Origin of the sequence: Escherichia sp. WS33 (genome assembly GCF_046486385.1) — a bacterium.
In the GTDB taxonomy this organism is placed as follows: domain Bacteria; phylum Pseudomonadota; class Gammaproteobacteria; order Enterobacterales; family Enterobacteriaceae; genus ECMA0423.
Window position 1 is genome coordinate 53,669 of the sequence record NZ_JBJQLJ010000001.1, and the last position, 12,730, is coordinate 66,398.

Sequence of the window (12,730 nt, forward strand, 5' to 3'; positions counted from 1 at the left end):
GTAAGCCGTTCATCCTGACCAGTGCCGCTGTTCATATTTGCTCATTAAGATCGCTTCACTAAACCATAATTTTACAGGGGCTATTATGCGGAAACTCTGGAACGCGCTACGCCGACCCAGTGCTCGTTGGTCGGTACTGGCGCTGGTCGCAATTGGGATTGTGATTGGCATTGCGCTGATTGTATTGCCACACGTTGGGATCAAAGTCACCAGCACAACCGAATTTTGTGTCAGTTGCCACAGTATGCAACCGGTGTATGAAGAATATAAACAGTCGGTGCATTTCCAGAACGCCTCCGGCGTGCGAGCTGAATGCCATGACTGTCATATCCCGCCGGATATTCCAGGCATGGTGAAGCGCAAACTGGAAGCGAGCAATGATATCTACCAGACCTTTATTGCTCACTCCATTGATACACCTGAAAAATTCGAAGCCAAACGCGCGGAACTTGCCGAGCGTGAATGGGCGCGAATGAAAGAAAACAACTCGGCAACCTGCCGCTCCTGCCATAACTACGATGCGATGGATCATGCGAAGCAGCATCCTGAAGCGGCACGTCAGATGAAGGTGGCAGCGAAAGATAATCAATCCTGCATCGACTGTCATAAAGGTATTGCCCACCAGTTACCGGATATGAGTAGCGGCTTCCGTAAGCAGTTCGATGAGCTGCGCGCCAGTGCTAATGACAGTGGTGACACGCTGTACTCTATTGATATTAAGCCAATTTATGCGGCGAAAGGCGATAAAGAAGCCTCTGGTTCTCTGCTGCCTGCTTCGGAAGTGAAAGTCCTTAAACGTGACGGCGACTGGCTGCAAATTGAAATTACCGGCTGGACGGAAAGCGCCGGACGTCAGCGTGTGCTCACCCAATTCCCAGGTAAACGCATCTTTGTTGCCTCGATTCGTGGTGATGTGCAGCAGCAGGTAAAAACGCTGGAGAAAACCACCGTTGCCGACACCAATACCGAGTGGAGCAAGTTGCAGGCCACTGCGTGGATGAAGAAAGGCGACATGGTGAACGATATCAAACCGATCTGGGCTTATGCGGATTCGTTGTACAACGGCACCTGTAACCAGTGCCACGGCGCACCGGAAATCGCCCACTTTGACGCTAACGGTTGGATCGGCACGCTCAACGGCATGATTGGCTTTACCAGTCTCGATAAACGTGAAGAACGCACCTTGTTGAAATATCTGCAAATGAATGCGTCTGACACCGCAGGTAAGGCTCACGGCGATAAGAAGGAAGAAAAATAATGAACAATAACGATCTCTTTCAGGCATCACGTCGGCGTTTTCTGGCACAACTCGGCGGCTTAACCGTCGCCGGGATGCTGGGGCCGTCATTGTTAACGCCGCGCCGTGCGACTGCGGCGCAAGCGGCGACTGACGCTGTCATCTCGAAAGAGGGCATTCTTACCGGGTCGCACTGGGGGGCTATCCGCGCGACGGTGAAGGATGGTCGCTTTGTGGCGGCAAAACCGTTCGAACTGGATAAATATCCGTCGAAAATGATTGCCGGATTGCCGGATCACGTACACAACGCGGCGCGTATTCGTTATCCGATGGTACGCGTGGACTGGCTGCGTAAGCGCCATCTCAGCGATACCTCCCAGCGCGGTGATAACCGTTTTGTGCGCGTGAGCTGGGATGAAGCCCTCGACATGTTCTATGAAGAACTGGAACGCGTGCAGAAAACTCACGGGCCGAGTGCCTTGCTGACCGCCAGTGGTTGGCAATCGACGGGGATGTTCCATAACGCTTCGGGGATGCTGGCGAAAGCTATTGCCTTGCATGGTAATAGCGTTGGTACGGGCGGAGATTACTCTACCGGTGCTGCGCAGGTGATCCTGCCGCGCGTGGTTGGCTCAATGGAAGTGTATGAACAGCAAACCTCCTGGCCGCTGGTATTGCAGAACAGCAAAACCATTGTGCTGTGGGGCTCTGATTTGCTGAAAAACCAGCAAGCGAACTGGTGGTGCCCGGATCACGATGTTTATGAATATTACGCGCAGCTAAAAGCGAAAGTCGCCGCCGGTGAAATTGAGGTCATCAGCATCGATCCGGTTGTCACATCCACCCATGAGTATCTGGGGCGCGAGCATGTGAAGCACATTGCGGTTAACCCGCAAACTGATGTGCCGCTGCAACTGGCGCTGGCGTATACGCTGTACAGTGAAAACCTGTACGACAAAAACTTCCTCGCTAACTACTGTGTGGGTTTTGAGCAGTTCCTGCCGTACCTGCTGGGTGAGAAAGACGGTCAGCCGAAAGATGCCGCATGGGCTGAAAAACTGACCGGCATTGATGCCGAAACCATTCGTGGGCTGGCGCGGCAGATGGCGGCGAACAGAACGCAAATTATTGCTGGCTGGTGCGTGCAGCGTATGCAGCACGGTGAACAGTGGGCGTGGATGATTGTGGTTCTGGCGGCGATGCTGGGGCAAATTGGCCTGCCAGGTGGTGGCTTTGGTTTTGGCTGGCACTATAACGGCGCAGGCACGCCGGGGCGTAAAGGCGTTATTCTGAGTGGTTTCTCCGGCTCTACGTCGATTCCGCCTGTTCACGACAACAGTGATTACAAAGGCTACAGCAGCACCATTCCGATTGCCCGTTTTATCGATGCGATCCTCGAACCGGGGAAAGTGATCAACTGGAACGGTAAATCGGTAAAACTGCCGCCGCTGAAAATGTGTATTTTTGCCGGAACTAACCCATTCCATCGCCATCAGCAGATCAACCGTATTATTGAAGGCTGGCGCAAGCTGGAAACGGTTATCGCCATAGATAACCAGTGGACCTCAACCTGCCGCTTTGCCGATATCGTGCTGCCTGCGACCACGCAGTTTGAGCGTAACGATCTCGACCAGTACGGCAACCACTCCAACCGTGGCATTATCGCCATGAAACAGGTGGTGCCGCCGCAGTTCGAGGCGCGCAACGACTTTGATATTTTCCGCGAGCTGTGCCGTCGCTTTAATCGCGAAGAAGCCTTTACCGAAGGGCTGGACGAAATGGGCTGGCTGAAACGCATCTGGCAGGAAGGTGTACAACAAGGCAAAGGACGCGGCGTTCATCTGCCAGCGTTTGATGACTTCTGGAATAACAAAGAGTACGTCGAGTTTGACCATCCGCAGATGTTTGTTCGCCACCAGGCATTCCGCGAAGATCCGGATCTCGAACCGCTGGGCACGCCGAGTGGCCTGATTGAGATCTACTCGAAAACCATCGCCGATATGAACTACGACGATTGTCAGGGGCATCCGATGTGGTTTGAGAAAATCGAACGCTCCCACGGTGGGCCCGGCTCGCAGAAGTATCCGTTGCATCTGCAATCTGTGCATCCGGATTTCCGACTTCACTCGCAGTTATGTGAGTCGGAAACTCTGCGTCAGCAATATACGGTAGCGGGTAAAGAGCCAGTGTTCATTAACCCGCAGGATGCCAGCGCGCGCGGTATTCGTAACGGTGATGTGGTACGCGTCTTTAACGCTCGCGGTCAGGTGTTGGCAGGGGCAGTAGTTTCTGACCGCTATGCACCCGGCGTGGCACGAATTCACGAAGGGGCATGGTACGATCCAGATAAAGGCGGCGAGCCTGGTGCGCTGTGCAAATACGGTAACCCCAACGTGCTGACCATCGACATCGGTACTTCGCAGCTGGCGCAGGCGACCAGTGCGCACACTACGCTGGTGGAAATTGAGAAGTACAATGGAGCAGTGGAGCAGGTGACGGCGTTTAACGGCCCTGTGGAGATGGTGGCGCAGTGCGAATATGTTCCCGCGTCGCAGGTGAAATCATGACCACGCTGACAGCACAACAGATTGCCTGTGTTTACGCCTGGCTGGCGCAGTTGTTCTCCCGTGAACTGGACGATGAACAACTGACGCAAATCGCCAGTGCGCAGATGGCTGAATGGTTTTCGTTGCTGAAAAGCGAACCGCCGCTGGCTGCGGCGGTGAATGAGCTGGAAAACTGTATTGCCACGCTGACAGTACGTGACGATGCCCGTCTGGAACTGGCCGCTGACTTTTGCGGCCTGTTTCTGATGACCGACAAACAAGCGGCGCTGCCGTATGCATCGGCCTACAAACAGGACGAGCAAGAGATTAAACGCTTGTTAGTTGAGGCAGGGATGGAAACCAGCGGCAATTTCAACGAACCGGCAGATCATCTGGCGATCTATCTCGAATTGCTCAGCCATCTGCATTTTTCGCTGGGAGAGGGGACCGTTCCTGCGCGAAGAATCGACAGTTTGCGGCAAAAAACACTGACGGCGCTGTGGCAATGGTTACCAGAGTTTGTTGTGCGTTGTCGTCAGTATGACAGCTTTGGTTTTTACGCGGCACTAAGCCAGTTATTGCTGGTGTTAGTGGAGAGCGACCACCAAAACAGATAACGTCGTTTGTGCGCCTGAAAAGACGCGTTTAGCGTCGCATCAGGCATTATGGGGCAGTTGCCGGATGCGTCATCACATCCGGCAAACACACATCACGGATGAGCTACAAACCGGGAAAGTCGCTGGCGCAGCAGGCGGTTTTCCTGCTTCAGGTGCGCAATATCATCCATTAACGTCAGCGCCACCGCGATCCCAGGCCAGTCCAGAGCCAGTTCATGACGCAGGCGTACTGCGCGTTGCACCACGATGGCGGCATGGTCGTCAAATACCCAGGTTGTTTCCTGGATCTCACGCGGTTCAACCACCCCCAAACCGACAATTTCATTCAACTCCTCTTCAGAGATGCCGGTATGCAGGCAAAATTCGGTAATAGTAAAAGTCACCGTAACATTAGCCATTATGCTTTCCCCCAATCTTTACGTGGATCAAAAGACGACTGGGCGTCTGCCAGTTGCTGCCACAGCGCGGCAGTGTTTTCATCCGGTTTCGGCGGCATCACGATTTTCAGTACCGCATACAGATCGCCGGTCTGTTTTTTGCTCACCAGACCTTTGCCTTTAACGCGCAATCGTTGCCCGGCCTGGCTGCCTGGCGGGATAGTCAGCAAAATGCTTTCTTTCAGTGTTGGAACGGTGACTTTAGCACCCAGCGCCGCTTCCCACGGGCTAACCGGCACCACAATTTCCAGATCCTGGCCGACAATATCGAACAGCGGATGTGGCGCAATATGAATCACCAGCCACAAATCGCCATTTGGACCGCCGTTTTCGCCCGGCGTCCCCTGGCCTTTCAGACGGATGCGTTGACCATTGCCGACGCCCGCCGGGATCTTGACATTCAGCGTTTTCGGAATTTCCTGTTCGATCATGCCAAAGGCGTTATAAACCGGCAGGTTATAGCTGATGGTACGCTTATGCTCAGTAAGCGTTTCTTCGAGGAATACCGCCACTTCGATTTCAATATCGTGGCCGCGTGTGGCGGGGCGTTGACGGCTCTGGCGGGCATGCTGACCGAAAATTGACGAGAAGATATCGTCAAAATCTTCGGCGTTAAAACTCTGACCGTCGCTATGATGGAACTGACGGTTAAATTGCGGATCGTTGCGATGTTGCCACATCTGATCATACTCAGCGCGACGTTGTTCATCACTTAACACTTCCCAGGCTTCAGCGACCTCTTTGAAGCGGGCTTCGGCATCCGGTTCTTTGCTGACATCAGGATGGTATTTGCGGGCCAGTCGACGATAGGCGGTCTTGATTGTCTTGAGATCGTCCGTCGGTTTCACGCCCATGATGGCGTAATAATCCTTTAATTCCATAGCGTTATCTCGCGTAAATCAACACAAATTGAAGGAACCCCTGTAAGGTAACTCCTATAAGTGTAGGGTAATCCTCAAAATTTCATATGCCAACACAGAATATGTTATTGAAATCATCGCGGAGAGGAGGTCGCCTCAAGGTGGGGTGCTGAACATATTTTAAACAGGTGAAAAAGGGTGAGCGATTTTTGATAGTGGAACCAGGCACTTTAAGTTTAACTGGGGCGTCATTATTTATTAAATTTTATAGGCGCTATATATGAGTAGTAATATACATGGAATTAGTTGCACTGCAAATAATTATTTGAAACAAGCCTGGAACAATATAAAAAATGAGCACGAAAAAAAATCAAAAATATTCAATCACGCTTTTTGAAAACACACTGGTGTGTTTTATGCGGTTGTATAAAGAAATCAGACGTCAAAAAGCTGAAGACTACATTCCATGCCTGGAATGCGATTCACTAGAAAAAGAATTTGAGGAAATGCAGAATGATAATGATTTATCATTATTTTTGAGAACATTGCGTACTAATGATACAGAAACTTATTCAGGGGTTTCAGAAGGTATTACATATACTATACAATATGTTCGAGATATTGATATTGTTAGAGTGTCCTTGCCGGGCAGAGGTTCAGAGTCTATCACAGATTTTAAAGGTTATTATTGGTATGGCTTTATGGAATATATTGAAAACATTAATGCGTGTGATGATGTTTTTTCTGAGTATTGTTTAGATGATGAAAATATGAGTATCCAGCCAGAATGGATAAATACGCCGGGAATATCTGATTTAGATACTGGTATTGATTTGTCTGGTATATCTTTTATTCAGAGTGAAATTAATAAAACTTATGGATTAAAATACGCTCCAGTAGATGGCGATGGCTATTGTCTGTTAAGGGCCATACTGGTTTTAAAAGAACATGAGTATTCATGGGCGCTGGGCAGCCATAAGACGCAAAAGCAAGTATACGAAGAGTTTATTAAAATTGTTGATAAACAAACGATCGAGGCTCTTGTTGATACGGCATTCTATAATCTCAGGGAAGATGTAAAGACGTTATTTGGCGTTGATCTACAATCTGACAACAAAATTCAGGGGGAGGGTAGTCTTATGTCATGGAACTTTCTGTTTTTTAAAAAATAATTTATTGATAGTTGCTTGAATGACAAAAAATGCATACTGCATTTACCCGAGTTTATATTTAATGATAACAAGGCACGCCTTGTTTTAGACACCGACCCAGAGAAGAGGATTAATGAGGTGAAAAATTTCCTCACTGCTCTTTCAGATAGCATTTGCTCATTATTTATTGTTAATAGTAATGTGGCATCAATCTCCTTAGGGAATGAATCCTTTTCAACAGATGAAGATCTTGAGTATGGTTATTTAATAAACACTGGCAATCATTATGATGTTTACCTCCCTCCTGAACTTTTTGCTCAGGCTTACAAGTTAAAAAATAAGGAAATGAATGCGCAACTCGACTATTTAAATCGTTATGCAATTTAATGGCAAAGGCATATGCTAAAAACCATTGTTATTAGTCTCACACTTTTTTATTGGTAAATATTGTCTCTGTATTGGTAACGCCGCAGATATTCTGTTTAGCCACAGGTGCAATTATCAGCGGCGTACGCGAGGCAGGGGCTAATCAGGCATAGTTTGCGTCAAACCTTGCCTGTTTTTGAAGATGTATATAGAAAAACAGGCGTTCAACAAGCCATTTTGCGAACCTGTTCCCGGAAAAAAGTCATATTTCTGTCACACTCTTTAGTGATTGATAACAAAAGAGGTGCCAGGAATGAACAAAACGCTAATCGCCGCAGCTGTGGCAGGGATAGTTTTACTCGCTTCAAACGCTCAGGCACAAACCGTACCGGAAGGCTATCAGCTACAGCAAGTGCTCATGATGAGCCGCCATAACTTACGTGCGCCGCTGGCGAACAATGGCAGTGTGCTGGAGCAGTCGACGCCGAATAAATGGCCAGAATGGGACGTCCCCGGTGGGCAACTCACCACCAAAGGTGGCGTGCTCGAAGTGTATATGGGCCATTACATGCGTGAATGGCTGGCAGAGCAGGGGATGGTGAAATCGGGGGAATGCCCACCGCCGTACACCGTTTATGCCTATGCCAATAGTCTGCAACGTACCGTTGCGACCGCACAGTTCTTTATTACCGGCGCATTCCCGGGGTGTGATATTCCTGTGCATCACCAGGAAAAAATGGGCACTATGGACCCAACCTTTAACCCGGTGATCACCGATGATTCCGCCGCATTCAGTGAACAGGCGGTGGCGGCAATGGAGAAAGAGCTCAGCAAACTCCAGCTTACCGACAGCTACCAGCTACTGGAAAAAATCGTTAACTATAAAGATTCCCCTGCCTGTAAAGAGAAACAACAGTGTTCGCTGGTGGATGGCAAAAATACCTTTAGCGCCAAGTATCAACAAGAACCAGGTGTTTCCGGGCCGCTGAAAGTCGGCAACTCGCTGGTAGATGCGTTTACTTTGCAATATTACGAAGGTTTTCCGATGGATCAGGTGGCCTGGGGAGAAATCAAATCTGACCAGCAGTGGAAGGTGTTGTCGAAGCTTAAAAACGGCTACCAGGACAGCCTGTTTACCTCACCGGAAGTGGCGCGCAATGTTGCGAAACCGCTGGTCAGTTATATCGACAAAGCTCTGGTCACCGATCGCACCAGCGCACCGAAAATTACAGTGTTGGTTGGGCACGACTCCAACATTGCCTCTCTGTTAACGGCGCTGGATTTCAAACCGTATCAGTTGCATGACCAGAACGAACGCACGCCGATTGGCGGCAAAATCGTTTTCCAGCGTTGGCATGACAGCAAAGCCAATCGCGATTTGATGAAAATTGAATATGTGTATCAGAGTGCGGAACAGTTACGTAATGCCGATGCGTTAACCCTGCAGGCACCTGCTCAGCGTGTGACGCTGGAATTAAGCGGTTGCCCGATAGATGCCAACGGTTTCTGCCCGATGGATAAATTTGATAGCGTGTTGAATGAAGCGGTGAAATAACAGAAAACTCCCCCGCGAGAAGCGGGGGAGTCGCTGGTTAAACGTTTTTACGTTCGATGGTCTGTTCGCCCCAAAAAAGCGAATCTTTATCGGTCTTAGCAAAGGCTTTGACTAACACTTCATCGCTACCTTCTTCCCAAATCTTTTCCGCCATTTTTTCGTCGTACCCGGCGACTTCGAAAATGGCCTCGGCTATTTCCGGCGACGTATTGCGCAGAGATGCCCATTCACCGACGTGATGAGCTTTCGCTTCTTGAGTTGGCATGCGTATCCTCCTGTTGAAGATTAGCCGTTAAGTTTAACTGCCAGACCTGCGACATATTCCCCTTGATAACGAGCAATAGACAGTTCTTCCTGGCTTGGCTGGCGTGAGCCGTCACCGCCTGCGATGGTGGTTGCGCCGTACGGCGTACCGCCGCGAACCTGTGAAACGTCAAATAATTCCTGCGCTGCGTAGCCAATGGGGACAATTACCATGCCGTGATGCGCAAGGGTCGTCCAGGTTGAAGTAATAGTTTGTTCCTGACCGCCGCCAGTACCGGTGGAACTAAAGACGCTCGCCAGTTTTCCGTATAGTGCGCCGGAAGCCCACAGGCCGCCCGTCTGGTCGAGGAAGGTACGCATTTGACCGGACATGTTGCCAAAGCGGGTAGGTGTACCAAAAATAATGGCGTCGTAATCGGCCAGTTCTTGCGGGGTTGCAACCGGTGCAGTTTGCGTTTTACCGCCTGCTTTTTCAAATAATTGCGGCGGCATGGTTTCCGGTACACGCTTAACGACAACTTCTGCGCCATCGACTTTGCTTGCACCCTCAGCGACTGCGCGTGCCATCGTTTCAATATGTCCGTACATGGAATAATAAAGCACCAGAACTTTAGCCATTTCTAACCACTCCTCGTGTTATCTCTATTCCGTAGCGATTCGCTACCACTTATTTAAAGATAAGACGTCCTTTTCAGAGTGCAAATTTCACAACCACTTATTTGATTTATAACAACTTTCACAAGCACGTAATTTTGTCGCAAAATGACACATTTTTATCTCATCGCGTTTTTTAATCATAAGAGCGGCTTATGGATAATTATTTGAGATGATATCTATTCTCGCTAAGAAGCTGTTGCAGGATATTACCAAACGCGGGTCTGCCCGCGTCAGTTCACTAAGCTTAGTCCCACGTAGCGAAAATATGGCAGCCGCCATACGCCGCGTTAATTCTATGCAATATGATGTCTATACCCAGACGGAGGTCAGTAATGGCAAACCATCGAGGCGGTTCCGGCAATTTTGCAGAAGACCGCGAAAGAGCATCAGAAGCAGGTAAAAAAGGTGGACAGCACAGCGGGGGTAATTTCAAGAATGACCCGCAGCGCGCATCTGAAGCAGGTAAAAAAGGTGGCAAGAGCAGTCACGGCAAAAGCGACAACTAGCCGGGCTAATCAATGACGAATGCATTTTTTTCTTAGGCTCGTCAAAAAGTCATCACCGCCGGTAATCCCGGCGGTTTTCTGTTTATGGCTCCTGATGAACAACTTCTGGCGGTGGAACGTCAACCAACTTTCTGCTTAACAACGCATTGAGTAAAATCGCGCCAAAGGTTGCTGTACCAATCCCTCCCAACGTAAAACCGCCCAGCGTGAGAGCAAAATCACCCGCGCCCAGCACTAAGGTTACTGCGACCATAATCAAATTACCGTTCTGGCTTAAATCGACACGGTTTTGTACCCATATCCTTGCGCCTGCGACGGCAATCAGCCCGAACACAACAATTGATGCACCACCAATCACCGCGGCCGGAATGGTATGAATCAGCGCGCCAAATTTCGGTGAAAAGCCCAACAGCATGGCGATGACGGCAGCAGCGACAAACACCAGCGTCGAGTAGACTTTTGTCACGGCCATTACACCGATATTCTCGGCGTAGGTGGTTACGCCGCTGCCACCGACAGAACCAGAAAGCATCGTCGCCAGCCCATCACCGACGAATGCCCGCCCCATATACGGGTCCATATTGCGTCCGGTCATCCCGGCGACCGCCTTGAGATGACCTAAGTTTTCCGCCACCAGAATCACCGCCACGGGCGCAATCAGCATCATTGCCTGACTATTAAAAGCAGGAGTGGAAAAATGTGGCAAACCGAACCAGGCAGCATGGCTGACGAGAGTAAAATCGACGGCTTTTCCCAGCCCTAAAACGTTGGTCATCACGCCATACAGCAGACAGGCGACAATTAAACCTACGAGAATCAATAACCGCTGGATCATGCCACGGGTAAACACCGCCACCAGCCCAATACACAGCACCGTCATTACCGCCATCCAGCTATCAAAGGCCGAAGCCGATACACTTTTCACTGCGATAGGCGCTAAGTTCAGGCCAATCGCCATCACCACCGCACCCGTCACCACCGGCGGCATTAGTCGTTCAATCCAGCGTGTACCAATTTTCATCACCACCAGGCCAATGACGGTATAAACCAGCCCACAGGCGATAATCCCGCCCAGCGCAATGCTGATATTCGGGTTAATGCCCTGACCGTTAAAGCCCGTCGCGGCAATCACCACGCCGACAAAAGCCGCGCTGGAGCCGAGATAACTGGGGACGCGCCCGCCGGTAATAAAGAAAAACAGTAACGTGCCGATCCCCGACATTAAAATGGAAAGATTGGGATCCAGCCCCATCAGAATCGGCATTAACACCGTCGCGCCAAACATCGCCACCGCGTGTTGAACGCCCATTATTGCCGTCTGAGCAAACGGCAATCGTTCATCCGGCGCGACCACGCCGCTCTCTGTAGAGGTCGATTTTAACTGCCAGTGAGGAAAACCGAACATTGCCATCAGCTGTCTCCTTAAGGAGGTTAACAAGCAGGGCGCATCAGCGCGTGATAACTGCGATCGAACCACACCAGCCCGTAGGGTGTGGCGTGACGATGAATAGCTTCGATGGCGCAAAACAAAATGTCGTGGGTGCCGACGCTCACCACCTGGCTGATACGGCAGTCAAACGAAACCAGTGCCTCTTCCAGTTGCGGGCATCCGGTCACACCTGTCTGCCAGCGGGCGGCGGCAAAGCGGTGTTCCATGGGCGTTTTGCCGCCAAAAAGGTTGGAAAGCGGCTCCTGCCCGGCGCTAAGTGTATTTACACACAGCGTTCGATTTTCATTGAATACCGGCCAGACGGACGCCCCACGATTCAGGCACACCAGTAATGTGGGCGGCGTATCGGTCACGCTGCAGACGGCGCTGGCGGTGAACCCGGCGCGCCCGGCTGGACCGTCCGTGGTGATGATATTGACCGCCGCGCCCATGCAGGACATCGCATCGCGAAAAGTTTGTTGATCGACAATGTTCATAGTTTGCTCCTTACAACAGCCCGCAGGCTTCTTCAAAGGACAGACGTGGCAGGCGCGCAAAAAGTTTGCTTCTATCGCCATAGCCGATATTAATCAGCAGATTGCTCTTCAGCGTGCTGCCCGCAAAAAAGGCGTCGTCAACGTGTTGACGGTCAAAACCCGACATCGGGCCGGTATCCAGTCCCAGCGCACGGCAGGCGACGATCAGATAGGCCGCCTGCATGGAACTGTTGCGAAACGCTGTTTCTTCCGCAAGTTGTGGGCTGGAGGTAAACCAACTGCGGGCATCGCCGTGAGGAAACAGTTGTGGTAACCGTTCATAAAATTCACTGTCCCAGGCAACGATAGCGGTGACGGGCGCGGTCAGGGTTTTTTGTAGATTGCCGATGGAAAGCGCCGGGCGCAGACGTTCTTTTCCTTCTGCAGTGCGGATAAACACGATCCGTGCCGGAGAACAGTTAGCTGATGTCGGCCCCCATTTCATCAGGGCATAAAGCTCCCGTAACGTCTCATCGCTGACGGGTGTCTCCCGCCAGCCGTTGTGAGTGCGGGCATCGGTGAACAGGGTGCTAAGCGCACCTGGGCTAACGGCTTCGTTCATAGCAATT

The 12,730-nt window shown here is 50.7% G+C and carries 12 protein-coding genes and 1 pseudogene; 6 read left to right on the forward strand and 7 right to left on the reverse strand.

Going from position 1 to position 12,730, the window contains the following annotated elements; genetic code table 11:
- The first annotated feature begins 85 nt into the window (after positions 1–85).
- Genes torC through torD form a run of 3 tightly spaced genes read left to right on the forward strand, consistent with a single transcriptional unit; the run spans position 86 to position 4,400 of the window.
- Positions 86–1,258, forward strand: coding sequence for a pentaheme c-type cytochrome TorC (gene torC / locus ACJHXA_RS00285; RefSeq protein ID WP_001230242.1), 1,173 nt, complete (start codon positions 86–88; stop codon positions 1,256–1,258).
- A complete protein-coding gene (gene torA / locus ACJHXA_RS00290; protein WP_001062101.1) occupies positions 1,258–3,804 on the forward strand; it encodes a trimethylamine-N-oxide reductase TorA in 2,547 nt (848 codons plus the stop codon). The genes torC and torA overlap by 1 nt, the downstream gene beginning before the upstream one ends.
- A complete protein-coding gene (gene torD / locus ACJHXA_RS00295) occupies positions 3,801–4,400 on the forward strand; it encodes a molecular chaperone TorD (protein ID WP_000209869.1) in 600 nt (199 codons plus the stop codon). The genes torA and torD overlap by 4 nt, the downstream gene beginning before the upstream one ends.
- A gap of 92 nt (positions 4,401–4,492) precedes the next feature.
- Here torD and cbpM read toward each other — a convergent pair whose 3' ends face one another.
- Together cbpM and cbpA are read right to left on the reverse strand one after the other, a co-directional pair.
- Positions 4,493–4,798, reverse strand: a complete 306-nt coding sequence (gene cbpM / locus ACJHXA_RS00300; protein WP_000024560.1) for a chaperone modulator CbpM — start codon at positions 4,796–4,798, stop codon at positions 4,493–4,495.
- Entirely contained in the window at positions 4,798–5,718 is a 921-nt protein-coding gene (gene cbpA / locus ACJHXA_RS00305; protein WP_000420631.1) for a curved DNA-binding protein, read from the reverse strand. Before cbpA ends, cbpM begins: the two co-directional genes overlap by 1 nt.
- 259 nt (positions 5,719–5,977) lie before the next feature.
- On the opposite strand from cbpA, the pseudogene ACJHXA_RS00310 reads away from it, so the two are divergent.
- Positions 5,978–7,235 (forward strand): annotated as a pseudogene (locus ACJHXA_RS00310) (YccE family protein).
- 292 nt (positions 7,236–7,527) lie between these two features.
- On the forward strand, positions 7,528–8,769 hold the full coding sequence (gene agp, locus ACJHXA_RS00315) for a bifunctional glucose-1-phosphatase/inositol phosphatase (RefSeq protein ID WP_001044280.1): 1,242 nt from the start codon (positions 7,528–7,530) through the stop codon (positions 8,767–8,769).
- 37 nt (positions 8,770–8,806) lie between these two features.
- Here agp and ACJHXA_RS00320 read toward each other — a convergent pair whose 3' ends face one another.
- Entirely contained in the window at positions 8,807–9,034 is a 228-nt protein-coding gene (locus tag ACJHXA_RS00320) for a YccJ family protein (protein ID WP_001143120.1), read from the reverse strand.
- A gap of 20 nt (positions 9,035–9,054) precedes the next feature.
- A complete protein-coding gene (gene wrbA / locus ACJHXA_RS00325) occupies positions 9,055–9,651 on the reverse strand; it encodes an NAD(P)H:quinone oxidoreductase (protein ID WP_001151437.1) in 597 nt (198 codons plus the stop codon).
- A 371-nt stretch (positions 9,652–10,022) separates the two neighbouring features.
- On the opposite strand from wrbA, the gene ACJHXA_RS00330 reads away from it, so the two are divergent.
- On the forward strand, positions 10,023–10,196 hold the full coding sequence (locus ACJHXA_RS00330; RefSeq protein WP_001273658.1) for a general stress protein: 174 nt from the start codon (positions 10,023–10,025) through the stop codon (positions 10,194–10,196).
- Between the two features lie 82 nt (positions 10,197–10,278).
- Here ACJHXA_RS00330 and rutG read toward each other — a convergent pair whose 3' ends face one another.
- The 3 genes from rutG to ACJHXA_RS00345 are packed head-to-tail and all read right to left on the reverse strand — an operon-like array spanning position 10,279 to position 12,723.
- Positions 10,279–11,607, reverse strand: a complete 1,329-nt coding sequence (gene rutG / locus ACJHXA_RS00335) for a pyrimidine utilization transport protein G (protein WP_001349437.1) — start codon at positions 11,605–11,607, stop codon at positions 10,279–10,281.
- 20 nt (positions 11,608–11,627) lie between these two features.
- Entirely contained in the window at positions 11,628–12,122 is a 495-nt protein-coding gene (gene rutF, locus ACJHXA_RS00340; protein ID WP_001028095.1) for an NADH-dependent FMN reductase RutF, read from the reverse strand.
- Positions 12,123–12,132: 10 nt separating this feature from the next.
- Positions 12,133–12,723 carry a malonic semialdehyde reductase gene (locus ACJHXA_RS00345; protein WP_001001182.1) on the reverse strand — a complete coding sequence of 197 codons (591 nt, stop codon included), beginning with the start codon at positions 12,721–12,723 and terminating at the stop codon, positions 12,133–12,135.
- Positions 12,724–12,730 lie beyond the last annotated feature (7 nt).

Coding starts and splice junctions, on each gene's coding strand:
- torD (WP_000209869.1), top strand. CDS start 3,801: ATGACCACGCTGACAGCACAACAGATTGCCTGTGTTTACGCCTGGCTG.
- ACJHXA_RS00320 (WP_001143120.1), bottom strand. CDS start 9,034: ATGCCAACTCAAGAAGCGAAAGCTCATCACGTCGGTGAATGGGCATCT.
- cbpM (WP_000024560.1), bottom strand. CDS start 4,798: ATGGCTAATGTTACGGTGACTTTTACTATTACCGAATTTTGCCTGCAT.
- torA (WP_001062101.1), top strand. CDS start 1,258: ATGAACAATAACGATCTCTTTCAGGCATCACGTCGGCGTTTTCTGGCA.
- ACJHXA_RS00345 (WP_001001182.1), bottom strand. CDS start 12,723: ATGAACGAAGCCGTTAGCCCAGGTGCGCTTAGCACCCTGTTCACCGAT.
- torC (WP_001230242.1), top strand. CDS start 86: ATGCGGAAACTCTGGAACGCGCTACGCCGACCCAGTGCTCGTTGGTCG.
- wrbA (WP_001151437.1), bottom strand. CDS start 9,651: ATGGCTAAAGTTCTGGTGCTTTATTATTCCATGTACGGACATATTGAA.
- ACJHXA_RS00330 (WP_001273658.1), top strand. CDS start 10,023: ATGGCAAACCATCGAGGCGGTTCCGGCAATTTTGCAGAAGACCGCGAA.
- cbpA (WP_000420631.1), bottom strand. CDS start 5,718: ATGGAATTAAAGGATTATTACGCCATCATGGGCGTGAAACCGACGGAC.
- rutG (WP_001349437.1), bottom strand. CDS start 11,607: ATGGCAATGTTCGGTTTTCCTCACTGGCAGTTAAAATCGACCTCTACA.
- agp (WP_001044280.1), top strand. CDS start 7,528: ATGAACAAAACGCTAATCGCCGCAGCTGTGGCAGGGATAGTTTTACTC.
- rutF (WP_001028095.1), bottom strand. CDS start 12,122: ATGAACATTGTCGATCAACAAACTTTTCGCGATGCGATGTCCTGCATG.